The 23883-nt window shown below is 69.5% G+C and carries 22 protein-coding genes; 9 read left to right on the top strand and 13 right to left on the bottom strand.

What is annotated here, in order from left to right; all coding sequences use genetic code 11:
* Positions 1-297 precede the first annotated feature (297 nt).
* Entirely contained in the window at positions 298-1479 is a 1182-nt protein-coding gene (locus IH09_RS29725) for an ABC transporter substrate-binding protein (RefSeq protein WP_052860615.1), read from the bottom strand.
* Between the two features lie 119 nt (positions 1480-1598).
* A complete protein-coding gene (locus IH09_RS29720; protein ID WP_052860614.1) occupies positions 1599-3053 on the bottom strand; it encodes a gamma-aminobutyraldehyde dehydrogenase in 1455 nt (484 codons plus the stop codon).
* 179 nt (positions 3054-3232) lie between these two features.
* Between IH09_RS29720 and IH09_RS29715 the strand changes: the two genes are divergently transcribed.
* The 4 genes from IH09_RS29715 (at position 3233) to IH09_RS29700 (ending at position 7210) form a co-directional block, all read left to right on the top strand.
* The gene (locus IH09_RS29715; RefSeq protein WP_052860613.1) at positions 3233-3706 is read left to right on the top strand and encodes an Lrp/AsnC family transcriptional regulator; all 474 of its coding nucleotides are present in this window, start codon (positions 3233-3235) and stop codon (positions 3704-3706) included.
* A gap of 2 nt (positions 3707-3708) precedes the next feature.
* Positions 3709-5070, top strand: a complete 1362-nt coding sequence (locus tag IH09_RS29710; protein WP_052860612.1) for an aspartate aminotransferase family protein — start codon at positions 3709-3711, stop codon at positions 5068-5070.
* Between the two features lie 254 nt (positions 5071-5324).
* A complete protein-coding gene (locus IH09_RS29705; protein WP_052860611.1) occupies positions 5325-6062 on the top strand; it encodes an ABC transporter ATP-binding protein in 738 nt (245 codons plus the stop codon).
* A complete protein-coding gene (locus tag IH09_RS29700; protein ID WP_052860610.1) occupies positions 6044-7210 on the top strand; it encodes a hypothetical protein in 1167 nt (388 codons plus the stop codon). Before IH09_RS29705 ends, IH09_RS29700 begins: the two co-directional genes overlap by 19 nt.
* Positions 7211-7352: 142 nt before the next feature.
* On the opposite strand, the gene IH09_RS29695 is transcribed toward IH09_RS29700, so the two are convergent.
* Entirely contained in the window at positions 7353-7769 is a 417-nt protein-coding gene (locus IH09_RS29695; protein WP_190233445.1) for a RidA family protein, read from the bottom strand.
* A gap of 121 nt (positions 7770-7890) precedes the next feature.
* Here IH09_RS29695 and IH09_RS29690 point away from each other — a divergent pair, with 121 nt between their 5' ends.
* The 3 genes from IH09_RS29690 (at position 7891) to IH09_RS29680 (ending at position 10640) form a co-directional block, all read left to right on the top strand.
* Positions 7891-8298, top strand: coding sequence for a MarR family winged helix-turn-helix transcriptional regulator (locus IH09_RS29690; RefSeq protein ID WP_052860608.1), 408 nt, complete (start codon positions 7891-7893; stop codon positions 8296-8298).
* 1 nt (position 8299) lies between these two features.
* The gene (locus IH09_RS29685) at positions 8300-9442 is read left to right on the top strand and encodes an LOG family protein (RefSeq protein ID WP_052860607.1); all 1143 of its coding nucleotides are present in this window, start codon (positions 8300-8302) and stop codon (positions 9440-9442) included.
* 163 nt (positions 9443-9605) lie between these two features.
* Positions 9606-10640, top strand: coding sequence for a DMT family protein (locus tag IH09_RS29680; protein ID WP_244933913.1), 1035 nt, complete (start codon positions 9606-9608; stop codon positions 10638-10640).
* On the opposite strand, the gene IH09_RS38085 is transcribed toward IH09_RS29680, so the two are convergent.
* A complete protein-coding gene (locus IH09_RS38085; RefSeq protein ID WP_110952664.1) occupies positions 10596-10937 on the bottom strand; it encodes a glycosyltransferase in 342 nt (113 codons plus the stop codon). The genes IH09_RS29680 and IH09_RS38085 overlap by 45 nt on opposite strands.
* A 397-nt stretch (positions 10938-11334) precedes the next feature.
* Here IH09_RS38085 and IH09_RS29670 point away from each other — a divergent pair, with 397 nt between their 5' ends.
* A complete protein-coding gene (locus IH09_RS29670; RefSeq protein WP_240150645.1) occupies positions 11335-12057 on the top strand; it encodes a response regulator in 723 nt (240 codons plus the stop codon).
* Positions 12058-12105: 48 nt separating this feature from the next.
* On the opposite strand, the gene IH09_RS29665 is transcribed toward IH09_RS29670, so the two are convergent.
* The 9 genes from IH09_RS29665 to rpsB form a co-directional block, all read right to left on the bottom strand.
* Positions 12106-13176: an ABC transporter ATP-binding protein gene (locus IH09_RS29665; RefSeq protein WP_052860605.1), complete on the bottom strand. Its 1071-nt coding sequence runs from the start codon at positions 13174-13176 to the stop codon at positions 12106-12108.
* A complete protein-coding gene (locus IH09_RS29660; RefSeq protein ID WP_052860604.1) occupies positions 13177-14790 on the bottom strand; it encodes an ABC transporter permease in 1614 nt (537 codons plus the stop codon).
* 53 nt (positions 14791-14843) lie between these two features.
* Positions 14844-15920: a thiamine ABC transporter substrate-binding protein gene (locus IH09_RS29655; RefSeq protein WP_052860603.1), complete on the bottom strand. Its 1077-nt coding sequence runs from the start codon at positions 15918-15920 to the stop codon at positions 14844-14846.
* Positions 15921-16177: 257 nt separating this feature from the next.
* Complete coding sequence (rlmN, locus tag IH09_RS29650; RefSeq protein ID WP_052860632.1) at positions 16178-17284, bottom strand: 23S rRNA (adenine(2503)-C(2))-methyltransferase RlmN; 1107 nt, start codon at positions 17282-17284, stop codon at positions 16178-16180.
* A gap of 144 nt (positions 17285-17428) precedes the next feature.
* Complete coding sequence (locus tag IH09_RS29645) at positions 17429-18559, bottom strand: phosphatidate cytidylyltransferase (protein ID WP_110952663.1); 1131 nt, start codon at positions 18557-18559, stop codon at positions 17429-17431.
* Positions 18559-19116, bottom strand: coding sequence for a ribosome recycling factor (gene frr / locus IH09_RS29640; protein ID WP_052860601.1), 558 nt, complete (start codon positions 19114-19116; stop codon positions 18559-18561). Before frr ends, IH09_RS29645 begins: the two co-directional genes overlap by 1 nt.
* Before the next feature lie 175 nt (positions 19117-19291).
* Positions 19292-20062: a UMP kinase gene (gene pyrH / locus IH09_RS29635; RefSeq protein ID WP_052860600.1), complete on the bottom strand. Its 771-nt coding sequence runs from the start codon at positions 20060-20062 to the stop codon at positions 19292-19294.
* Positions 20063-20224: 162 nt separating this feature from the next.
* Complete coding sequence (tsf, locus tag IH09_RS29630) at positions 20225-21061, bottom strand: translation elongation factor Ts (protein ID WP_052860599.1); 837 nt, start codon at positions 21059-21061, stop codon at positions 20225-20227.
* Between the two features lie 100 nt (positions 21062-21161).
* Positions 21162-22061 (bottom strand): 30S ribosomal protein S2, encoded by a 900-nt coding sequence (rpsB, locus tag IH09_RS29625; protein WP_052860598.1) that lies wholly within the window; start codon positions 22059-22061, stop codon positions 21162-21164.
* Between the two features lie 339 nt (positions 22062-22400).
* On the opposite strand from rpsB, the gene IH09_RS38080 reads away from it, so the two are divergent.
* Entirely contained in the window at positions 22401-23774 is a 1374-nt protein-coding gene (locus IH09_RS38080) for a M23 family metallopeptidase (protein ID WP_318279589.1), read from the top strand.
* Positions 23775-23883 lie beyond the last annotated feature (109 nt).

Genomic DNA, 23883 nt, shown 5'->3' with positions numbered 1-23883 from the left:
GCCCCGTTGTCCTCTGCGAGCTCGGTGGTCTCGGTGACCTCCATGGCCTCGGCGGCGTCGGATGCGTCGGCGTCGGCGGCGTGCTGCCTGGGGCCGCCAGGTGACCTGCCGGGGCTCGCCTGGCCCGTAGGGGTTCTCCCGGCCCATAGGGAAGACCGCGCCGAATCGCTGGCGCCGGTCGCGCGGCCCACGGCCTCAATCGGCACGTACACCCCCGCACCCTGCACAGCACCAAGGCCACATCCCCCCGCCTCCTGCCCCGCGAGACAGCCCCTCATCCACGCCCCCCAGCCCCCCCTACAGCCCCACGATCGCGTTCCACTCCTTCGCGAAGGCGACCCGCTCCTTGGCGGTGATGTCCCGGGCGATGGCCAGTCGCTCGCGCATCGCGCCGTCGGGGAAGATCAGCGGATCCTCGGCGAGTGCGGCGCGCTCCTTGTCCTTGGCGGAGGCGAGGATCTCGCGGGCGGCCGGAACGGGGCAGACGTAGTTGACCCAGGCCGCCAGAGCCGCGGCGACCTCCGGCTGGTAGTAGTAGTCGATCAGCCGCTCGGCGTTGCGCTTGTGGTCCGCGAGGTTCGGGATCATCAGGCTCTCCGCCCACAGCTCGGCGCCCTCCTGCGGCACCACGAACTCGATGTCCGGGTTGTCCGCCTGAAGCTGGATCACATCGCCGGAGTACGCCTGCGCGGCGAGCACATCGCCCGAGTCCAGGTCCTTGATGTAGTCGTTGCCGGTGAACCGCCGGATGTGGCCCTTGCGGACGAGTCCGTGTATCCGGTCGGTCATCCGGTGGAAGTCGTCGGCCGTCCAGCGGGTGATGTCCACGCCGTCGCCCTGCAAGAGCATCGCGAACGATTCGTCGAGGCCGGACAGCAGGGTGACCCGGCCGCGCAGATCGTCCTTCCACAGGTCGGCGGTGTGCCGGATCTCCCGGCCGAGCTTCCTGCGGTTGTAGGCGATACCGGTGATCCCCGACTGCCAGGGGACGGAGTGGGTGCGGCCCGGGTCGAAGTGCGGGGACCGCAGCAGCGGATCGAGGTGCCGGGCGACGTGCGGCTGGGCCGCGCGGTCCATTTCCTGGACCCAGCCCAGCCGGACGAACCTGGCGCACATCCAGTCGCTGATGACGATCAGATCGCGGCCGGTGCGTGTGTGGTTCATCAGCGCGGGGCTGATCTTCCCGAAGAACTCGTCGTTGTCGTTGATCTCCTCGGTGTAGCTGACGGAGATCCCGGTGCGCCGCCGGAACGTGTCCAGGGTGGGCCGGCGCTGTTTGTCGTGGTCGTCGACGTCGATGTAGAGGGGCCAGTTGGCGAAGACGAGGCTCCGGTCCTGCGCCGAGCGGTCGGGCGTTCCGCGGTCCGCCGCCTTGACGTACGCCGGCGGTACCCCGCATCCGGTCAGGGCGGCCAGCGTCCCGGTCGCACCGATTCCGCCCATGCCTCTTAGCAGCGAACGCCGCGAAAGATCAGCCATGGCGAGCACTCTCACGCCCGCGGGCGGAGGCGGCAAGAGACAGAACGTCAACTGCCGGGCCTCCGCCCGCGACGGTGTGTCGAGCGGTCCGTGCCGCGCGACGGTGCGGTTCCGCCGGCTCAGCCGCCCAGCGAGGTCATCACGTGCTTGATACGCGTGTAGTCGTCGAAGCCGTAGGCCGAAAGGTCCTTGCCGTAACCGGACTTCTTGAATCCGCCGTGCGGCATCTCGGCGACCAGCGGGATGTGGGTGTTGATCCACACGCAGCCGAAGTCGAGGCTCTTGGACATTCGCATCGCCCGCGCGTGGTCCTTGGTCCACACCGAGGACGCCAGGGCGTACTCGACGCCGTTGGCCCACTCCAGCGCCTGCTCCTCGTCCCGGAACGACTGGACGGTGATGACCGGGCCGAAGACCTCCTGCTGGATGATCTCGTCATCCTGCTTGAGGCCCGAGACGACGGTCGGGGCGAAGAAGTACCCCTTGTCGCCGACCTGCTGGCCGCCGGCCTCGATCTTGGCGTGCGCGGGCAGCCGCTCGATGAAGCCCTTGACCTGCGCCAGCTGGTTGGCGTTGTTGAGCGGCCCGAACAGTACGTCCTCGTCGTCGGCCGCACCGGTCTTGGTGTCCGCGGCGGCCTTGGCCAGCGCGGTGACGAACTCGTCGTGGATGGACTCGTGGACGAGCACCCGGGTCGCGGCCGTGCAGTCCTGACCGGCGTTGAAGTAACCGGCGACCGAGATCTCCTCGACGGCCTTGGCGATGTCGGTGTCCTCGAAGACCACGACCGGCGCCTTGCCGCCCAGCTCCAGGTGGACCCGCTTGAGGTCCTTCGCCGCGGACTCGGCGACCTGCATACCCGCGCGCACCGAGCCGGTGATCGAGGCCATCGCCGGGACCTTGTGCTCGACCATGAGGCGGCCGGTCTCGCGGTCACCGCAGATGACGTTGAACACGCCGCGGGAGTGGCCGAGTTCGTCCAGCACGCCGCCGATGATCTCGCCGATCAGCACCGTCGAGGCAGGGGTGGTGTCGGACGGCTTGATGACGACGGTGTTGCCCGCGGCCAGCGCCGGCGCGAACTTCCACACGGCCATCATCATCGGGTAGTTCCAGGGCGCGACCTGCGCGCAGACGCCGATCGGCTCGCGGCGGATGATGGAGGTGAAGCCGTCCATGTACTCGCCGGCCGCGCGGCCCTCCAGCATCCGGGCGGCACCCGCGAAGAAGCGGATCTGGTCCACCATCGGGGGGATTTCCTCGGAGCGGACGAGCGCGAGCGGCTTGCCGCAGTTCTCGGACTCGGCCGCGATCAGCTCCTCGGCGCGCTCCTCGAAGCGGTCGGCGATCTTGAGCAGGACCTTCTGGCGCTCGGCCGGGATCAGGTCACGCCAGGCGGGAAAGGCTGCCTCGGCGGCGGCCATCGCCGCATCCACGTCGGCCGCGGCCGAGAGGGGGGCGGTGGCGTACGCGTCACCCGTCGCCGGGTTGACCACCTCCGTGGTCCGTCCGTCGGCGGCGTCCCGGAACTCCCCGTCGATGTAGTTGCGCAGACGACGCAGTGCGGTGGTCACTGTGCGCCCCCTTCATTCAGATGTCGTGTGGTGGAAACGCTTACCCTAGCCATGGAGGCCACGCTTTCGACATACCCGCCACCCATGAACAACGGAATCAGTGAAATTTTCATCTTGACACAACTGATTTCATCGATTTGGCCTTGCGGGACGGACGAGGCTCATGCAGAGTGAGGGCCGTGGCCACTCGTGACAGAAACGGCACTCCGTCGATCGACTCCGTCTCCCTGGCGATCATCGAGCAGCTCCAGGAGGACGGGCGCCGTCCGTACGCCGCGATCGGCAAGGCCGTCGGCCTGTCCGAGGCGGCGGTACGCCAACGCGTACAGAAACTGCTCGACCAAGGCGTGATGCAGATCGTCGCGGTCACCGACCCCCTCACGGTCGGCTTCCGACGGCAGGCGATGGTCGGCATCAACGTCGAGGGCGACCTCGACCCCGTGGCCGACGCCCTGACGACCATGGAAGAGGTCGAGTACGTCGTCATGACCGCGGGCTCCTTCGATCTCCTCATCGAGATCGTCTGCGAGGACGACGACCACCTGCTGGAAATGATCAACAAGCGGATCCGCACGCTGCCCGGCGTCCGGACCACCGAGAGCTTCGTTTACCTCAAGCTCCGGAAGCAGACCTACACCTGGGGAACGAGATAGCAATGAGCGCCGACCTCTCCAAGACGGCGTACGACCACCTGTGGATGCACTTCACCCGCATGTCGTCGTACGAGAACGCCCCCGTGCCGACCATCGTGCGCGGCGAGGGCACCAACATCTACGACGACAAGGGCAAGCGCTACATCGACGGCCTGGCCGGCCTCTTCGTGGTCAACGCCGGCCACGGCCGGGTGGAGCTCGCCGAGACCGCCTTCAAGCAGGCCCAGGAGCTGGCCTTCTTCCCCGTGTGGTCCTACGCCCACCCCAAGGCGGTCGAGCTCGCCGAGCGCCTGGCCGACTACGCCCCCGGCGACCTCAACAAGGTCTTCTTCACCACCGGCGGCGGTGAAGCCGTCGAGACCGCCTGGAAGCTGGCCAAGCAGTACTTCAAGCTCACCGGCAAGCCCACCAAGCACAAGGTGATATCCCGCGCGGTGGCCTACCACGGCACCCCGCAGGGCGCCCTGTCCATCACCGGCCTGCCGGCCCTCAAGGCCCCGTTCGAGCCGCTGGTCCCCGGCGCGCACAAGGTGCCGAACACCAACATCTACCGCGCCCCGATCTTCGGTGACGACCCGGAGGCGTTCGGCCGCTGGTGCGCCGACCAGATCGAGCAGCAGATCCTCTTCGAGGGCCCGGAGACCGTCGCCGCGGTCTTCCTGGAGCCGGTACAGAACGCCGGCGGCTGCTTCCCGCCGCCGCCCGGCTACTTCCAGCGGGTCCGCGAGATCTGCGACCAGTACGACGTGCTGCTCGTCTCCGACGAGGTCATCTGCGCCTTCGGCCGCCTCGGCACGATGTTCGCCTGCGACAAGTTCGACTACGTCCCGGACATGATCACCTGCGCCAAGGGCATGACCTCGGGCTACTCCCCCATCGGCGCCTGCATCATCTCCGACCGCCTCGCCGAGCCGTTCTACAAGGGCGACAACACCTTCCTGCACGGCTACACCTTCGGCGGCCACCCGGTCTCCGCGGCCGTCGGCATCGCCAACCTCGACATCTTCGAGCGCGAGGGCCTGAACAAGCACGTCCTCGAAAACGAGGGCGCGTTCCTCGGCACCCTCCAGAAGCTGCACGACCTGCCGATCGTCGGCGACGTCCGCGGCAACGGCTTCTTCTACGGCATCGAGCTCGTCAAGGACAAGGTCACCAAGGAGTCCTTCAACGACGAGGAGACCGAGCGCGTCCTGTACGGCTTCCTCTCCAAGGCCCTGTACGACAACGGTCTCTACTGCCGCGCCGACGACCGTGGCGACCCGGTGATCCAGCTCGCGCCGCCGCTGATCGCCGACCAGCCGGTCTTCGACGAGATCGAGCAGATCCTGCGCTCCGTCCTCACCGAGGCGTGGTCCAAGCTCTGACCTCCAGGACGTCCGCGACGCCCAGGAATCCTGACGGAGCATCCTTCACATCACCTCCCGCTCCGGTAGTACACAACTGAATATCCAGCGGCTCAGATTCACTCGATTACAGCCATACGGGTGAATCTGAGCCGTTGTGCGTGCCGGGCAGCGAATGCCGAGGGCTGCCAGTCCTTACCGTGCCAGTGACCGATACCCTCCATGGTCGTTCACCCGGTCGGGGGAACGGACGCGAACAAGCACGAGGTGCGCAGATGGTGGCCCCGCCTGACAACGACGTTCTCTGGGCCCGCGGCCTGCACCACATGCACGGCGGCACCGCCGCCCTCGCCGGAGTCTCCGTCGGCGTCCGCGAGGGCGAGATCCTCGCCGTCACCGGTCCCCGCGGCAGCGGCAAGACCACCCTCCTCCGGTGCCTCTCCGGTCAACTCGTCCCGACCGAGGGCGAAGTCTGGTTCAACAGCGCCCCCGTCCACACTCTCTCCTCCCCCAGCCGCGAGCGGCTGCGTCTCGACCGGTTCGGCTGGATCGACACCGAACCGCATCTGGTCCCCGAACTCACCGCCTGGGAGAACGCAGCCCTCCCGCTCCTGCTGCGGGGCGTCGGACACCGCTCCGCCAAGCACACCGCCATCGAATGGCTGGACCGCCTCGACGTCGGCATGTGCGCCCGCCGCCGCCCCGCGCGGCTCGACCAGTCGCAGCGGCAGCGCACCGCCATCGCCCGCGCCCTCGCGACCACCCCCCAGGTGCTCTTCGCCGACGAACCGACCGCCCCACTGCACCGCGCCGACGGCACGCAGGTGCTGCGCACCCTCACCACCGCGGCCCGCTCGCACCAGATCACCGTCGTCCTGGCGACCCACGACCCCGACATCGCCGCGCTCGCCGACCGGACCATCGAGCTGCTCGACGGCCGCCCTTCAGACGCCACCCCCGTCAGCGGCGCCCCCGACACGGAAAGCAGGGCAGCGTGCTCGCTCTCCGTCTAGCCCGCGGCTCTCACCCCCTCGTTCTGCTGCGCCGCCTCTTCGTGGCCACCGCCGCGGCCGGTACCGGGTTCCTCCTGCTGTCCACCCTCGGCCACGCCGTCGGTCACCCCTCGCCGGCCGGCGATTCGCTGGTGCGCCTGCTGTGGTGCGCCGCCCCGCTCGCCGCCACCGCGCAGTTGGCGGTGTCCGTGGCCCGCACCGATCCCGCCGCCCGCCTCCAACAGGGCATGGCCGCCGCCGGGTTGGGCCCCGTCCGGCTCACCCTGCTCGCCGCGGCCTCCACCGCGCTCTCCTGCGCACTGGGTGTCCTCCTCTCCCTGCTCGTCTTCCTCCGGCTCCGCGGTGACCTCGGCGGCGCCTCCTCCGGCGGCACCTCCTCCGACCTGCTCGGCACCGGCCATCCGGTGCCACTGCTCGGCGCTCTGCTGCTCCTGTCCGCCGTACCGCTGACCGCCGCCACGGCGACCGCCGTATCCCTGCGCCCCCGCCCCGAGGCCGCCGCCACCTCCGAGGCCGAGGCCCACACGAAGCCGGCCGTGCCGTCCGGTCTTCCGTGGGGCATCGCCATGACGGCGGCGGGCCTCGCGATCGAGGCATACACCAGCCGCGGCACCGGCACCCCTGGCGGACTGCTCCCCCTGCCCGGCCGGCTGACCGAGAGCCCCCCTGGCGTGCTGGCCGGCTGGTCACTGTCGGCCTTCGGCCTCGTCCTGGCCGGCCCCGGCCTGGTGCATCTGTGCGGTTGGCTCCTGTGCGCGGGCCGGCCGGGAGCACTGCGGCTGCTGTCCGGGCGGCTGCTCCAGCGGGACGCACACCGCCTCGGCCGCCCGCTCGGCGTCCTGTGCGCCGTCGTCTCCGGCTCCTACGCGGCGCTGAAGGTGTACGAAGCCTCACCCACTCGTCACTTCGGGCCGCTCACCGCCATCGGCGCGGCGGTCGTCCTCGCCTGTGTCACCGCCAGTGCGCTGGCCGCCGTGCTGGAGTCCCGGTCGGCTCGCGCCCACACCACGGCCGCCCTGCGGCGGCTCGGCGCCCGCGCCTCCGCCCTCCGTCACACCGCGGCCCTTCGCGCCATGGCACTGCTGATCGTGCTGGCTCCGCTGACCTGGGTCGTCGCGGAAATGGCCACCCTCCCTCTGGTGCCCTGAGAGGGACAGGGCACGGGCACGCGCGGCCGACGGTGATGCCCAGCTGACCGCCATCGCGACGGGCGCGTCGGCGACGGCAAGGACCGACGGGGCGGCGCATCACCGACGCGGGCCGCATGACACGGCTCGCAGTGACCACCGCTCAGCGGGCCAGCGCGGTGGCCTCCACCTCTATTCGCCAGTCCGGCCGGGCCAGTGAGGACACTTCCAGCAGGGTGTCGGCGGGATAGGGCTCGGACAGGAACTCCCCGCGCAGCGTGATGACATGGTCGAGGTCAGCGGCCATGTCCGTGACGAAGATGCCCACCTTCACCACATCGGCGAACGAGGCACCCGCTGCGGCAAGGACCCGTTGGACATTCGCGAACGCCTGCCGCCCCTGCGTCAGGAAGTCGTCCGAGACGGTCCGCCCCCGATCGTCGATCCCCGCTTGCCCCGAGACATGGATCAGTCCGCCCGCCTTGACCGCCTGAGAGATCTTGTACGGCTCATACCAGTCCGGTGTGGTCGCGATCCGCTGGATCGCCCGCACACCCATGTCCTCCACAACGCCGCTCATCTGCATGACTCCCCCGTTCCTCCCCTGCACACAAGCACTTGCATGCACATACATAAGTTGCCAGTGCATGTACGCTGCTGTCAAGAGCCCAGCCGGAAAAGGCGGAAGAGAGCAGAAGGCGATGGACGCGGAGCACTGGGACCGGTTCGGAACGCTGCACACACGCGTCGAACAGGAGCTGGCAAAGGCCCTCCAGCAGCACCACAGCATCGGACTGTCGGAGTACCGCGCGCTGGCCCGGCTGGCCGAGGCGGACGACGGTGAGCTGCGCATGCAGGAGCTCGCCGATCTCATCGGCCTGAACCAGAGCTCCGTGAGCCGCCTGGCCTCCCGCCTGGAGTCGTCCGGCCTCACGCGCCGGGATCTGTGCCCGAAAGACCGACGCGGCGTCTACAGCGTAATCACCGATGAAGGCCGGGAGGTGCAGAGCAAGGCGCGCCCGACCTACGACGGCGCCCTGCACGCCGCACTGGACGCCGCGGCCGCGGACGGTCACCTCGGGCCGCTGGTGGAGTCGCTGCGCACCTAACATGGCGGGCGTGCAGCCGACTTCAGAGCCCTCAGCGCCCCGCCGGGACCACGACCGCGAGATCGATTCCCTGGAGGAATTCGACCGGGCAGCCGTCTCGGGCGATCTCGCCGGACGCCGCATCCGGTCGGTCGATCTGACGGACCGGACCTTCGCACTGCTCGGCACGGACACGGCCGACGCCGTCTTTCTCGGCTGCGCCATGGAGGCCGACGCCGCCGCGAAGGTGCGCGCCGGGGGCGCCTTGGTCTTCCCGCCCATACCGGGCCTGCCGTTCGACCCGTACCGCGGCAGCCTGTACGGACCCGACGAGCTCTTCGACGGCCTGGCCGACGCCGGTTACGAAGCGACGCCGGACGCCCGCGCGTTCCACTGGTACCAAGAGACGCGGGCGAACGGCGATGTCTTCGCCTCGATGCTGCGGAGCATCCATGATGACGCCGTCTCGGACGCCCTGGACGAACATCTCGCCGGCGCCCGGGTGGTGGGCATCATGGGCGGGCACGCACTGGAGCGTGGCTCGGCGGCCTATGCGGGCGCGGCACGGCTCGGCCGCAGCCTCGCACGCACCGGGCTGACCGTCGCCACCGGCGGCGGGCCCGGGGCGATGGAAGCAGCGAACCTCGGGGCGTACGCGGCACCCTTCGAGGACACCATGCTCGACTCGGCGCTCGAACTACTCGCCAAGGCGTCGCACTTCACCCCCTCCGTCACGGAATGGGCACGTGCCGCCTTCGACGTGCGCCGCAGCCGGCCGGGCGGTGGCACGTCGGTCGGCATCCCCACCTGGTTCTACGGCCATGAACCGCCGAACGCCTTCGCGACCCATATCGCGAAGTACTTCGTCAACGCGGTGCGCGAGGACGGCCTGCTGGCTCGCTCCCATGCCGGCGTGGTGTTCCTGCCGGGCGCCGCCGGGACCGTGCAGGAGATCTTCGACAACGCGACCGCGAACTACTACCGGTCGCCGGACGAGCCGGCCCCGATGGTGCTGGTCAACCGAGCGCACTGGACCGAGCAGCTGCCCACCTGGCCACTGCTCCGGTCGCTCGCGGCGGGCCGTCCCATGGCGGACCGGATCGCCCTGGTCGACTCGGTGACGGACGTACCGGAGGCACTGGCCCGCCTCACCGCCAGATCCTGACCGGTCCGGTGCCCGCCCGTGGCTCCGCCGCCCCGATCCAGCGCCCGGCCGAAAGATCCGGTTACCCATTTGCCCACGCGAGGCAACTCCCGTCCCGAAATGCGCGTCTGCCAGTTCAGGTAATGCACAGGTAAATCCAGGCAGTGCGTGAACGGAGTTCTTGGTGATCATCGGCCTTCTGACAGCCGTGGCGGCATCCGTCTGCTACGGCACGGGTTCGGTCCTCCAGGCGGTGGGATCGCGCAAATCCGCCCGCCGGGAGGCGGCCGCCGCGTCCACCACCGGGGTCACCCAACACGGCGGTCCCAGCCTCTCGTCCACCGCCAAGGCGGCCGTGACCTGGGAGTTCATGGTCGGCACCATTCTGGACTTCATAGGCTTCGGACTCGGCGCGCTGGCCGCCCGGCTGCTGCCGCTGTTCCTCTCCCAGACGGTGATCAGCGCCAACCTCGTGATCACGGCCGTGCTGAGCATCAAGCTCCTCGGCATCCGGCTGACCCGGCCCGAGTGGACTTCCATCGCCGTGGTCTGTTCGGCGCTGGTGCTGCTGGCCACGGCAGCGGGACCGGAGGGCGGCGGTAACACGCCGATCAGCACGCACTGGTGGCTGCTGGCCGCCTCCGTCCTGCTCATCGGCGGCGGCATCCTGATCGTGCGGCTGCTCGGCGGGCGGGCCGCGATTCTCGCCGGTCTCCTCTCCGGCCTGGGCTTCGGAGCGCTCGGCGTCGGCGTACGGGTGCTGAACGGTGTGGACCCGTTCCATCTGTCCTCCTTCCTCGGCGACCCCGCGCTGTACGCGATCCTCGTCGCCGGCATCGGCGGAATGTACCTGCACACCGTCGCCCTCCAGATCGGTTCGGTGAACGGCGCCACGGCGGCGCTGGTGGTGGGTGAGACCGTGGTCCCGGGCATCCTCGGGGTGCTCTGGCTGGGCGATGCCTCCCGTCCGGGCTTCGCCTGGGTCGCCATCCTCGGCTTTTTGGTGGCCGTGGCCGGAGCCGTCGCGGTCGCCTGGTTCGGCTCCCCGGAGCCGGAGTACGGCTCGGTCACCGCGGGCGATGCGGAACGGGACGCCGCCACGGCAACGGAAGGCGACCCGGCACCGGGCGACGGATCGGCACATCCGCCGACGGACCGGGACGGGGCTGCCGAGTCACAAACTCGTTCTCTGTCCGGCAACCGCACCAGCTCCTCGTAGGGGCCAGTTCCTCGTAGGAGCGGTCGGTCGCAATCCCCTTCCGCTCTGTCCCGGGCTCGTCCCTTCTCCCCCATCGCGCGGACGGCGCCCGGGTCCTGGAACATTTCGATGGGCACAGCCCGCGTGCGGTCGCGGTCTGTGCCCATCGACCTGACGGCCCGTCTCGCCGTTGCGTACCACGAAGGGCGCGCCGCCGGAGTCGCCGACGAGCACCGGCGAGCCGGCGGCCTCGGCCTCCCTGAAGACGATGCCCAGCCCGTCGGTCACCAGGCCGCGTCGCCAGGTTCGGCAGGGCATGGCGAAGATGTTGGCCGCGGAATGGATCGGCGGCAGGCCGCCCTACGACTGAGCCCCCGCGAAGACCATCACCGGCCGCGGAGGCGGGGGCAGCGAGCGCGAAGGGAAGTGCGGCAGCCGAGCCCGCAAGCGTCGCCCCGGCAGACCAGGGCACTGCACCACCGCGCCCAAATTCCGCGATACCGCTCCCCCGGCCCTTCCTCCGCGGCGGGCGGCGCGCGAGGACGGCCGCCGCCCCGGCCATGGTGAAGGGGAAGATGCCAGCCACCCGCCAACGGGCGGTCTTCAGCGGTCCGTTGCCCAAGAGAGCGTGCGGCAGGCCGTATACCGCCATGCCCGGCAGATAGGGGTAGTAGTCCACCACCGCAGAGCGACCGGGAACGTACGAACTGCCCGCATGCATCAGCAGGTCAGTCGAGCGTTCGACCACCGCGATCGCCAGTTGCGCCCTGTCAGTCAGCAGCACGAGGACGAGCAAAGGCAGCACTGCCGCACCCCCTATGGCCACCACGAAGTGGTGGGCGAGGCGGCGGACGGCGTGCAGGCGGTCCGTATCGCCGCAGCACAGCGCCCCGACCTGGCGCTGTTGGACATCCGCATGCCGCACAAGAACGGCATCGAGGCCGCCCGCGAGATCACCAGAGCGTCCGACGGTGCCACCAAGGCGCTGATGCTGACGACGTTCGGCCTCGACGAGTATGTGTACGACGCGCTGGCGGCGGGGGCCAGCGGGTTCCTCCTCAAGGATGCTACGTTTCCCGAACTCCTGCATGCCGTAAGGGTCGTGGCCGAGGGCAATGCGCTGCTCGCCCCCGAGCTGACCAAGCGGCTGATCGCGGCGTACGTCGAGGAACGCTCGGCGCCGGCTCCGGTCCGTACGGTCGAGGAGCTCACCGGTCGCGAGGTGGAAGTGCTCGTCCTGATCGCCCAGGGACTGTCCAACGCCGAGATCGCCGCTCGCCTGACGATCACCGACCACACCGTCAAAACACACATCAACCGGCTCTTCACGAAGATGGGCCTTCGCGACCGCGCCCAGGCGGTGATCCTCGCCTATGAGCTGGGCCTGGTCATCCCGCAAGGCCGACGGCCGACTTCCCTCCCCCGCTTACAGGAGTGACCGACCAGTCAGGAGCAACTCATGCCACCGATGCGACACTTCCTGCGATCATTCCGCCGCAGCCTCCAGCACCACGACATCCTGCGCCGCGAAGGCAATGCCCACCTTCTCCCCGGTCTCCGGCGCGTCCGGCAGCGCACAGGCCGCCTCCACCTGTGGTCCGCCGGCCGGCTGGAGCAGCAGGGCGACATGGGTACCGCGGAACGTCCGGGCCGCGACCGTACAGGGCAGCCCCTCGGGCGTGGGCAGCAGGCGGACGCCGGCCGGACGTACGAGCAGGCGGCACGGCCCGTCCGGAGTGCCGTCCGGGACCGGCAGCTTGCCCCAGGGAGTGACGGCCGTATCCCCTTGCACGGTCGCCTCCACCACATTGTCGAAGCCGAGGAAACGGGCGACGAATTCGGTGGCGGGCCGTTGCCAGACCTCCAGCGGGGTGCCGGTCTGCGCGATCCGTCCGTCCTGCATCACCACGACCCGGTCCGCGAGCGCGAACGCCTCGCCTTGATCGTGTGTGACCGCAAGTACGGTCGTGCCCAACTCGCCGAAAAGTTCCCGAAGTTCGACGACCAGACGTTCACGCAGACCGCGGTCGAGCTGGCCGAACGGTTCGTCGAGCATCAGCAGCCGGGGACGGGGGGCGAGTGCGCGGGCCAGTGCGACACGCTGCTGCTCACCCCCGGAGAGCGACGCCACAGCGCGCCCCTGTGCGTCCGGCAGCCCGACCAGGTCCAGCAGACGGGCGACCGTATGCTCCTGGTCGGCGCGCGAGGTGCCTCGCATCCGCAGTCCGAAGGCGACGTTTCCCGCGACATCGCGCTGCGGGAAGAGCTGGTGGTCCTGGAACATCAGCCCTACTCCGCGCCGGTGCGTGGGCACCCCCGACTGGTCCCGCCCTTCCAGCAGCACCCGCCCCGCGTCGGTCTGCTGGAGTCCGGCCACCACCCGCAGCAGCGTCGACTTGCCGCTGCCGCTGGGGCCCAGCACACAGACGATCTCGTGCGCTGCGACCGCGAGATCCACCGCGTCGAGCGCGGGGCGCCCGTCCGCCTTGCCGAAGCGGACGGTGACACCGCCCAGCCGCAGCAGCTCCGGCGCCGTCGTCCCGGCATGTGCCGTCATCTAGAACTCCCCGGAGTGGTCGGTACGGATGCGCTCCAGGGCCAGCAGGGCGCCGGCGCACACCACCATCAAGATGGTCGACAGGGCCATCGCCTGCCCGTAGTTGAGCTCCCCCGCACGTCCCAGCAGCCGAGCCACCGCCACTGGAAGGGTCGGATGGTCCGGCCGCGCGATGAAGACCGTCGCCCCGAACTCACCGAGCGATACCGCGAACGCGAAACCGGCCGCGACCAGCAGCGCCCGTCGCACCAACGGCAGGTCCACCTCGCGCCAGACCCGCCACGGCGAGGCGCCCAGCACCGCGGCCGCCTCCCGCAGCCGGCCGTCGACCGCGCGCAGGACGGGCAGCATCGTGCGGACGACGAACGGCACCCCCACCAGTGCCTGGGCGAGCGGGACCAGCCACCACGAGGAACGCAGATCGAATGGTGGTCTGTCGAGAGTGATCAGGAAACCGAAGCCGACGGTCACGGCGGAGACTCCGAGGGGGAGCATCAGCAGCGCGTCGAAGCCACGGACCAGACGGCCGCCCCTGCGGGTGAGGGCGGCTGCCGCCAGCCCGCCCACCACCAGCGCGATCACCGTCGCGACGGCCCCGAAGGCGAGCGAGTTCCACAGGGCGTCGAGAGGTGCGACGGCGAAGGTGCTGTCGGCGGTGGCGGCGGACTGCAAGGTCTCGTAGAAGACCGGTCCGTAGCCGTCCGTTCCCGCGAAGGACCGCTCGACGAGCACGGCCAGCGGCAGGACGAGCAGGAGCACGATGACGACGAGCGTCGTCCACAAGAGCGCCCACTGACCACGGCCGTGTGGCCGCCGGGCGGTCTGCGCCGGATCCACCAGTTTCAGGGCGGATTCGCGTCGGCGTACGGTCCAGGCGTGCAGCGCCAGCAGTCCGAGCACCGCCGTGAACTGGATGAGGGTGAGGACGGCGGCCGTCGGCAGATCCAGGAAGTCCGCGGTCTGCCGGTAGATCTCCACTTCCAGCGTCGAGAAGGTGGGCCCGCCCAGGATCTGCACCACCCCGAAGGAGGTGAAGGTGAAAAGGAAGACCATCAGCGCGGCGGCCGCGACAGCCGGGCCGAGCGCAGGCAGCGTCACCCGCCGCCAGGCGGCGAACCGTCCGGCGCCGAGCACCCGCGCCGCCTCTTCCTGGCGTGGGTCGAGTTGCCCCCACAGCCCGCCGACGGTCCGTACGACCACCGCGTAGTTGAAGAAGACGTGTGCCAGCAGGATCGCCCACACCGAGGTGTCCAGGCGTACACCCCACAGGTCGTCCAGCAGCCCGCCCCGCCCGACGAGCGCCAGGAAGGCCGAGCCGACGACGACCGTCGGCAGTACGAACGGCACCGCGACCAGCGCCCGCAGCAGCTGCTTGCCCGGGAAGTCGAAGCGCGCGAAGACGTACGCGCCGGGCAGCGCGATCAGCAGTGTCAGCCCGGTCGAGGCCGCCGCCTGCCAGAAGGTGAACCACAGGACGTGGAGCACATCCGGATCGGTCAGCACCGCCCCGATCCGCCCGAGCTGCCACTGTCCGCCGTCCTTCAGGCCGCGTCCGACGATGGAGGCGACCGGATAGGCGAAGAAGAGCGCGAAGAAGGCGAACGGCAGGGCCATCAGGCCGAGCCGTACCGCCGTTGCGCGCAGGGGCCGTCGGCGCCGGGCGCGGGTTACTTCAGAACGAGCGAGGACCACTGCTTGATCCACTGTTCACGGTTCTTGGTGATCGTCTCCGGGGCGACCGTCGCCGGCTTGTCGATCGTCGCGCCGTACTTCGTGAACAGCGCCGGCACCTTGGCATCCGTACGCGCCGGGTTGACGAACATCTGCAGCGGCACGTCCTCTTGGAACTTCTTGCTCAGCAGGAAGTCCAGCAGTGCCTTACCGCCCTTCTCGTTCTTCGCGCCCTTGAGCAGACCGCCGAATTCGATCTGCCGGAAACAGGTCCCGGTGGCGACTCCGGTCGGTGCCTCCTTGGGCTCCGGCTTCTTGCCCAGCACCTCGACGGGCGGACTGGACGCGTAGGAGACCACCAGCGGTTTGTCGCCCTTGCCCTTGCCTGCCGCCGAGCCGGAGAACCGCTCGTTGTACGCCTGCTCCCAGCCGTTGACGACCTCGACGCCGTTGGCCTTGAGCTTCTTCCAATACTCCTGCCAGCCGTTCTCACCGTATTTCGCGATGGTGCCGAGCTGAAAGGCGAGCCCCGGAGAGGAGGTCGCGGAATTCTCTGTGACGAGCAGGTTCTTGTACTCGGGCTTGATCAGGTCGTCGAAAGTTTCCGGCGGTGTGATCTTGTGCTGCGCGAAGTAGGCCCGGTCGTAGTTGACGCAGGTGTCGCCGTAGTCGAGCGGGGTGACACGGTGCCGGTCCTTGTCGAGCTGGAGCTCGGCCGGGACGTTGTCCAGCCCCTGGGCCTTGTACGGGCTGAAGAGATCTTCCTTCAGGCCGCGCGAGAGCAGCGTGTTGTCGATGCCGAAGAAGACGTCGCCCTGCGGATTGCCCTTGGAGAGAATCGCCTGGTTGACGGCCTTTCCGGCGTCCCCGCTCTGGACCACCTTGACCTGGTAGCCGCTCTCCTTCTCGAAGCCGGCGAGCACCGACTTGGAGACGGCGAACGAATCATGGCTGACGAGCGTGACGGTCTTGGCGTCCGTGCTCCCACCGTCCGAGCTGCCGCACGCGGCGAGTGCCGTCATGCCGACCGCGGCGGCGACCGCGGTCACGGTGATCCTGCTGGTGGTGCTCACTGATTCCTCCTGGCTGGCCAGGAAGAGACGCGGCCCCGCCCGGTGCCGCTGCCGACGGCGTCGGTTGACGTCCGTCGAGCGGATTCCGGGCGGGGCGCAACAGCATGAGTGATGACCGAACTTCCTACCCGGAATGACCCGGGCGAGGTTCAAGGGTCTGCGGGCACCGTATCTTTACGACGCTTCCGCACTCTCAGCGCTGTGGCGCTCCCCTGTCGGAATGTGCATTTGTTCGATCACACGGTACCAGCGAACGGTCAGCGTTCCGCGGCTGCGAGCTGCCCGCAGGCGCCGTCGATCTCCTGACCGCGGGTGTCCCGGACGGTCACCGGCACACCATGCGCCTCGATGGCCCGTACGAACGCCTGCTCGTCCTCGGGCCGCGAGGCGGTCCACTTCGAGCCGGGCGTCGGGTTCAGCGGGATCAGGTTCACATGGACGCGCTTGCCCTTCAGCAGCCGTCCCAGCAGGTCACCGCGCCATGCCTGATCGTTGATGTCGCGGATCAGGGCGTACTCGATGGAGATGCGACGGCCGGACTTCTCGGCGTACTCCCACGCCGCGTCCAGGACCTCGCGGACCTTCCAGCGGGTGTTGACTGGGACGAGGGTGTCGCGCAGCTCGTCGTCGGGCGCGTGCAGCGACACGGCGAGCCGGCACTTGAACCCCTCGTCCGCGAAACGGAGCATCGCGGGGACCAGGCCGACCGTGGAGACGGTGATACCGCGCTGCGACAGACCGATTCCGTCCGGCTCCGGGTCCGTGAGCCGCCGGATGGCGCCGACCACCCGCTTGTAGTTGGCGAGCGGCTCGCCCATACCCATGAAGACGATGTTGGAGAGCCGCGCCGGACCGCCCGGAACCTCGCCGTCACGCAGCGCGCGCATCCCGTCGACGATCTGGTGCACGATCTCGGCGGTGGAGAGGTTGCGGTCCAGGCCCGCCTGTCCGGTGGCGCAGAACGGGCAGTTCATTCCGCAGCCGGCCTGCGAGGAGATGCACATGGTGACCCGGTCCGGGTAGCGCATCAGCACCGACTCTACGAGCGTGCCGTCGTGCAGCTTCCACAGGGTCTTGCGGGTGGTGTCGTCGTCGCAGGAGATGTGCCGCACCACGTTCATCAGGTCCGGCAGCAGCTCCGCCGCCAGCTTCTCGCGCGCCGCCGCCGGGATGTCGGTCCACTGCGCCGGGTCGTGCGCGTAACGGGCGAAGTAGTGCTGCGAGAGCTGCTTGGCGCGGAACGGCTTCTCGCCGATCGCGGCCACCGCTTCGCGGCGCTCTACGGGGGTGAGATCGGCAAGGTGCCGCGGGGGCTTCTTGGCTCCGCGCGGCGCGACGAAAGTGAGTTCTCCAGGTGCAGGCATGGTCATACCAGTGTCGCAGACGCGCGAAGAGGGGCCTGCCACGTCATGCGGCAGGCCCCTCCGGGCCGTCGTGCGCCCCTCGTATGCAGGGAATTCGCGCGGAATCCCGAGGCGGCGGAGCCGTCGTGCGAACGAGCCGGCGGCTCAGCCCGAGCCCACGAAGATCACGAACAGCAGCCAGACCACGGGGGCGGTCGGCAGCAGCGAGTCGAGCCGGTCCATGATGCCGCCGTGGCCGGGGAGCAGGGTGCCCATGTCCTTGATGCCGAGGTCGCGCTTGATCATGGATTCGCCCAGGTCGCCGAGGGTGGCGCTGGCCGCGACCGTGAGGCCGAGCAGCAGCCCCTGCCACCAGACGCCGTTCTTGATCAGGAACTCCATGCAGAGCGCCCCGGCGACCATGGCGAACAGCACCGCGCCGACCAGGCCCTCTCGGGTCTTGCCGGGGCTGATCCGTGGCGCGAGCTTGTGCTTGCCGAACCGCCAGCCCACCGCGTACGCCCCGGTGTCGCTGACGACGGTCAGCAGCAGGAATGTCAGTACCCGCTGCGGTCCGTCGGCCTCGGCCGCGAGCATCAGCGCCACGAACGTCGCGAGGAACGGCACGTAGAACGCGGCGAAGACACCGGCCGTGACATCCCGCAAATAGTTCTCGGGCGCTTCGGTCATCCGCCAGACGAGGACGGCGAGCGCCGTGAGCGCCATCGCCACCCATGCGCCTTCGGTGCCGCGCACATATCCGGCGACCACCATGGCGGTGCCGCCGACGGCGAGCGGCACCAGCGGTACCTGGATGTCCTTGCGCTCCGCCAGCCGCGAGGTCAGCTCCCACAGGCCCACGACAACGGCGATCGCTATCACGCCGATGAAGACGGGCTTGTAGACGAAGAGCGAGGCGATGATGATCACGCCGAGGCCGACGCCGACCCCTATGGCGGCGCGCAGATTGCGTCCCGCGCTCTTCTTCTTCGGCTTCTCTGAGTCCTGCGAGCTGTCGGGCCCGGGGAAAGAGGTGGACATGGGCTCCTGCGGCTTTTCGTCGCGGAACAGGGGGCCGCTCCGGCGAGCAGCCCCCCGGTGGTCCCGGTGGTCGTCCTGGTGTCCGCCTGGGCCGGGCACGATGGGCATGGGGCGGGTCTGCGCCATGTCGCCCTCGTGGGGTACGGGGCCCGCCGAGGCGGGGGGCGCCGCCCCGCGGAGTGCGGAGGCCGGTCCCTGGTCGGGTGGTCCCCATTGACCGGCGCCGGGCGGGGCTCCCCAGGATGACTGGTTCATCAGACCTCTAGGAGCTCGGATTCCTTGTGCTTGAGGAGCTCGTCCACCTGCGCGACGTACTTCGCGGTGGTGTCGTCGAGCTCCTTCTCCGCGCGGCGCACCTCGTCCTCGCCGGACTCCTTGTCCTTGACGAGCTTGTCGAGGGTTTCCTTGGCCTTGCGGCGGATGCTCCGGATCGAGATCTTCGAGTCCTCGGCCTTGGTCTTGGCGACCTTGATGTATTCCCGGCGGCGCTCCTCGGTGAGCTCCGGGAAGTGCACGCGGATGATGTTGCCGTCGTTGCTCGGGTTGACGCCGAGGTCGGAGTCGCGGATCGCCTGCTCGATGTTGCGCAGCGCGCTCTTGTCGAACGGGGTCACCACGGCCATCCGCGGTTCCGGCACCGAGAACGACGCCAGCTGGTTGATCGGCGTCAATGCGCCGTAGTAGTCCGCCACGATCTTGTTGAACATCGCCGGGTGCGCACGCCCGGTGCGGATCGCGGCGAAGTCCTCCTTGGCGACCACGACGGCCTTCTCCATCTTCTCCTCGGCTTCGAGGAGGATCTCTTCGATCACCACTTGCTCCTGGTCTTTTCGGTAAGAAGCAGAGCCTCGCCCCTGCCGCGCGTCTACTCCTGCACGGTGTCCGACCGGCAGGCGGTTGTCCATCCCCGTGCCGGGGTCCACCCCCGGCCGGGAGCTGCCGCCCGTACAGGCCGATGCCCGTACGCCATCGCGGCAGTTGGGGCCGTCAGGCCCGGGTGCCCTGATCGCTGACGAGCGTGCCGATCTTCTCACCCTTCACCGCGCGCGCGATGTTGCCCTCGGCGAGCAGTTCGAAGACGAGGATCGGAAGCTTGTTGTCGCGGCACAGTGTGATGGCCGTGGCATCGGCGATCTTCAGGTCGCGGGTGATGACCTCACCGTATTCGAGGGCGTCGAACTTGACCGCGTCGGGGTTCTTCTTGGGGTCGGAGTCGTAGACCCCGTCCACGCCGTTCTTGCCCATCAGCATCGCCTCGGCGTCGATCTCCAAGGCGCGCTGGGCGGCGGTGGTGTCGGTGGAGAAGTACGGCATGCCCATGCCGGCGCCGAAGATGACGACCCGGCCCTTCTCCAGGTGGCGCACCGCGCGCAGCGGGATGTACGGCTCCGCGACCTGGCCCATGGTGATGGCGGTCTGGACGCGGGAGTCGATGCCTTCCTTCTCCAGGAAGTCCTGGAGGGCGAGGCAGTTCATGACCGTGCCGAGCATGCCCATGTAGTCGGAGCGGGCCCGGTCCATACCGCGTTGCTGGAGTTCGGCGCCGCGGAAGAAGTTGCCGCCGCCGATCACGATGGCGATCTCGTAGCCGTCGCGTACCACGGCGGCGATCTCGCGAGCCATGGCGTGCACGACATCGGGGTCCACACCGAGTCCACCGCCGCCGGCGAACGCCTCGCCCGACAGCTTCAGCAGGAAGCGCCGCCTCCCGCCGTGGCCGGCATTGTCTGTGTCCGCGCCGTCGGCACCGTGATTCATTGAGCTCTCCTCGTGCACATACGAAGAAGGCCATTGCCGTGGGTCTGGGTCAGATCCCTGTGCGGCAATGGCCTCCTCGTCACATCTGCGGCCGGCCGGTGAGCGGCCGACTGCGTACGACCCTAGCGGGGTCGCAGGTCATTCGCTGCCTTCGCGGCAGGCTCAGGCGCCGACGCGGATGCGCGCGAAGCGCTTCAGCGAGACACCCGCCTCGTCCAGGATCTTCTGGACGGTCTTCTTGTTGTCCTTGGCGAACGCCTGGTCCAGCAGCGCGTGCTCCTTGAAGAAGCCGTTGACGCGACCCTCGACGATCTTCGGAAGGGCGGCCTCGGGCTTGCCCTCCTCCTTCGCGGTGGCCTCGGCGACCCGGCGCTCGTTCTCGACGACGTCGGCCGGGACGTCCTCGCGGGAGACGTACTTCGGCGAGAAGGCGGCGATGTGCTGCGCGACGTCCTTCGCGACCTGGGCGTTCTCCTTGTCCAGCTCGACCAGGACGCCGACCTGCGGCGGGAGGTCGGGCATGGTGCGGTGCATGTAAGCGGCGACGTAGCCGCCGGAGAACTGCGCGAAGCGGTCCAGGACGATCTTCTCGCCCAGGGTGGCGTTGGCCTCGTCGACGTACGCCTGGACGGTCTTGCCGGCCTCGATCTCGGAGGCGAGCAGCGCTTCGAGGTCGGCCGGGGAGGTCTTGGCGACGTGCGCGGCGAGCGCGTCGGCGACGGCCTGGAACTTGTCACCCTTGGCTACGAAGTCGGTCTCGCACTTGAGCTCAAGGAGGACGCCGGAGGACTTGTCGTCGGCGATGAGCGAGACGACGGCGCCGTTCTCGGCCGAACGGCTCTCGCGCTTGGCGACGCCCTTCTGGCCCTTGACGCGGAGGATCTCGACGGCCTTCTCGACGTTGCCCTCGGCCTCGTCGATCGCCTTCTTGCAGTCCATCATGCCGGCGCCGGTGAGCTCGCGGAGCTTCTTGACGTCAGCGGCGGTGTAGTTCGCCATGGTCTGTGAATCTCTTCTCGAAAGTCGAAAGATCTACGGGTGGACGGCGGGGGCGGCGCTTGTGGCGCCCGCCCCCGCCGTCGTCAACCGGTTCTGAGGGTCAGGCCTGCTCGTCCGTGGCCGGCTTCTCGGCCTCGGGGGCAGCGGCCTCAGCGGCAGCGGCCTCGGGGGCAGCAGCTTCCTCGGCGGGCTTCTCGGCCGCGTCCTCGGAGTCGGCCTTCTTCTCGCCCTCAAGCAGGTCGCGCTCCCACTCGGCCAGCGGCTCGGCGGCAGCCTTGTCGCCGGGCTTCTGGTCGCCGGTGGCGGCACCGGAGCGGGCGATGAGGCCCTCGGCGACGGCGTCGGCGATCACGCGGGTGAGCAGGGTGACGGAGCGGATCGCGTCGTCGTTGCCCGGGATCTTGTAGTCGACCTCGTCCGGGTCGCAGTTGGTGTCGAGGATCGCGACGACCGGGATGTTGAGCTTGCGCGCCTCGCCGACGGCGATGTGCTCCTTCTTGGTGTCCACGATCCAGACGGCGCTGGGCACCTTCTGCATCTCGCGGATACCGCCGAGGGTCTTCTCCAGCTTGGCCTTCTCGCGGGAGAGGACGAGCAGCTCCTTCTTGGTGAGGCCGGAGGCGGCCACATCCTCGAAGTCGATCTGCTCGAGCTCCTTCAGGCGCTGGAGGCGCTTGTAGACGGTCGAGAAGTTGGTCAGCATGCCGCCGAGCCAGCGCTGGTTCACGTAGGGCATGCCCACGCGAGTCGCCTGCTCGGCAATGGCCTCCTGGGCCTGCTTCTTCGTACCGACGAACATGACGGAGCCGCCGTGGGCAACGGTCTCCTTGACGAACTCGTAGGCGCGGTCGATGTACGACAGCGACTGGAGCAGGTCGATGATGTAGATGCCGTTGCGCTCGGTGAAGATGAAGCGCTTCATCTTCGGGTTCCAGCGACGGGTCTGGTGCCCGAAGTGGACGCCGCTCTCCAGCAGCTCCCGCATCGTGACGACGGCCATGGCCGTACTCCTTGTGTTCTCGGTTCCACTGCGGCCGGTCGGCCGCGGTGCCTGACGCCCCGACGCGCCTGCCGAGGACGGAACCTTGCGGAACCGTCCTAGGACCGAGGAGCGCGGCCATCGTGCTGCCCGAAGGGGACTGGTGCACTGACGGCGGGGCGTGCGAAGTCGACCCGGTGACCCGGATCGCCACAAGAAGTGTACGGGACGGCCGATGCCGTGGGCGACACGCGCCCTTCTGCGCCCGGGACAGGTGACGCCGTTATCCACAAACGGCCGGTCACCCACAGATTCAGACCAAGATCCCCACGCCCCGGCCGACTGCGCCACCGTCGAGACATGCGACGAGACCTGCGACGAAATCTGCAACGGCACTTGCGGCACCTGCGACGAGTCTCCGGTGCGGACCCGGCTCTTCACTCCCGCGCCCTGTGTGCCGTCCGTGATCGACCCGGCATGACGGCCCTGGTGTGTGCCATGCCTGCGGCGCGGGCACGGCACGCCTCGCCCGGCGAGACCACCTCACGAGTCTCAGCTGCCTCACGAGCCGTATCGGCCGCGTCTGCCGCATCCGTCGCGTCTGCGACCACCGCATCGTCCCGCTCACCGTCCCCGCCCGGCGGACGGCTGCGCGGCTGGTGGCAACGGCGGCCGAAGCCACGCCCGTCCTTTCCTGCCTGGCCGCCCCCACCGTCGCTCCCGTCGCCTGACGGGACACCGCCCCGGTACGGCCCCAGCTGCTTCTTCCCGGCACGCATGGGGCGTGCCCCGGCAGCGGTTGCGATGTCCGCCGCGGCCTTCCTCACGGGACTGGTACCGGTGCTGGGCGCCGCGACAGCGCTCGCCCTCACCGCGCCACCCGCCGCCGCCTCGGCACACCTGCCGGGCCACGCGCCGGAACGCGATACGGGACGCATCACGGGAGGCGTACGGGGACACGTCGCCGAAGGCGCCGAGGCACCGACGGCAGACCGTTCCTGGCCGGTGGACGGGCCGGCGGGTCTGCCGCCCACGGTGCTGCGCGGCTGGGAACCGCCTCCTTCCCCCTACGCAGCGGGCCACCGCGGTGTAGACGTGGCGGCCTCCGTCGGCGCTCCGGTGCGCGCCGCCGCGCCGGGCACGGTGACCTTCGCCGGGACCGTCGCCGGGCAGGGAGTCCTCACCATCGAGTTGTCCCGCTCGGGCAGTCCCCCGTTACGCACCACGTACGAACCGGTGAGTCCCACTGCCCGGAAGGGGGACCTCGTGGTGGCAGGGCAGCCGGTCGCCGTCCTCCAACGCGGTCCGTTCCACTGCCGAGGACCGTGCCTCCACTGGGGCCTGCTCCGGGGCGAGACCTACCTCGACCCGCTCTCGCTGCTGCCCCCGTCCCTGCTCCGAGCCGGCCCGTCCCGCCTTCTCCCGGTCATCGGCATCCCGGAACCCCCAGGACTTACGAGTCCAGCCGGGCCGGCCCTCGCGGCCCACCAGTCCCCGACGATCCCGACGCCGACAGCACTCGTGGGCGCGGCCGCCCTGGCCGCCGCTGCGCTCTGGGCTCTCGGCCGCCTCTCTCCGGTGCGGCCGGCACGACCGGTACGGCGCTGCGGGTCAGGCCGATTCCGGGGAGTCCGCACTCTTCGCCTCGGCTGTCGCTTGTACGGCTTCCGGCGCCCACGTCGATTCCGTCCGCTGGGTGGGAGGTGGCACATCCCGCCACAAGAAGGCGGCTGAGTCTCGTGGCACAGGGAAGCGCGGCTGCGGGCTGCGGGCTGCGGGCTGCGGGCTGCGGGCTGCGGGCTGCGGGCTGCGGGCTGCGGGCTGCGGGCTGCGGGCTGCGGGC

The sequence above is a fragment of the Streptomyces celluloflavus genome, from assembly GCA_000720995.1.
GTDB lineage: Bacteria > Actinomycetota > Actinomycetes > Streptomycetales > Streptomycetaceae > Streptomyces > Streptomyces celluloflavus.
This window is presented reverse-complemented; position numbering and strand designations above follow the sequence as displayed.

Coding starts and splice junctions, on each gene's coding strand:
- IH09_RS29660 (WP_052860604.1), bottom strand. CDS start 14,790: ATGGCCCTGCCGTTCGCCTTCTTCGCGCTCTTCTTCGCCTATCCGGTC.
- IH09_RS29685 (WP_052860607.1), top strand. CDS start 8,300: ATGGCGGGCGTGCAGCCGACTTCAGAGCCCTCAGCGCCCCGCCGGGAC.
- IH09_RS29725 (WP_052860615.1), bottom strand. CDS start 1,479: ATGGCTGATCTTTCGCGGCGTTCGCTGCTAAGAGGCATGGGCGGAATC.
- pyrH (WP_052860600.1), bottom strand. CDS start 20,062: ATGAATCACGGTGCCGACGGCGCGGACACAGACAATGCCGGCCACGGC.
- IH09_RS29670 (WP_240150645.1), top strand. CDS start 11,335: ATGCATCAGCAGGTCAGTCGAGCGTTCGACCACCGCGATCGCCAGTTG.
- IH09_RS29695 (WP_190233445.1), bottom strand. CDS start 7,769: ATGAGCGGCGTTGTGGAGGACATGGGTGTGCGGGCGATCCAGCGGATC.
- IH09_RS29690 (WP_052860608.1), top strand. CDS start 7,891: ATGGACGCGGAGCACTGGGACCGGTTCGGAACGCTGCACACACGCGTC.
- IH09_RS38080 (WP_318279589.1), top strand. CDS start 22,401: ATGCGACGAGACCTGCGACGAAATCTGCAACGGCACTTGCGGCACCTG.
- IH09_RS29710 (WP_052860612.1), top strand. CDS start 3,709: ATGAGCGCCGACCTCTCCAAGACGGCGTACGACCACCTGTGGATGCAC.
- rlmN (WP_052860632.1), bottom strand. CDS start 17,284: ATGCCTGCACCTGGAGAACTCACTTTCGTCGCGCCGCGCGGAGCCAAG.
- rpsB (WP_052860598.1), bottom strand. CDS start 22,061: ATGGCCGTCGTCACGATGCGGGAGCTGCTGGAGAGCGGCGTCCACTTC.
- IH09_RS38085 (WP_110952664.1), bottom strand. CDS start 10,937: ATGCCCTGCCGAACCTGGCGACGCGGCCTGGTGACCGACGGGCTGGGC.
- IH09_RS29705 (WP_052860611.1), top strand. CDS start 5,325: ATGGTGGCCCCGCCTGACAACGACGTTCTCTGGGCCCGCGGCCTGCAC.
- IH09_RS29665 (WP_052860605.1), bottom strand. CDS start 13,176: ATGACGGCACATGCCGGGACGACGGCGCCGGAGCTGCTGCGGCTGGGC.
- tsf (WP_052860599.1), bottom strand. CDS start 21,061: ATGGCGAACTACACCGCCGCTGACGTCAAGAAGCTCCGCGAGCTCACC.
- IH09_RS29645 (WP_110952663.1), bottom strand. CDS start 18,559: ATGAACCAGTCATCCTGGGGAGCCCCGCCCGGCGCCGGTCAATGGGGA.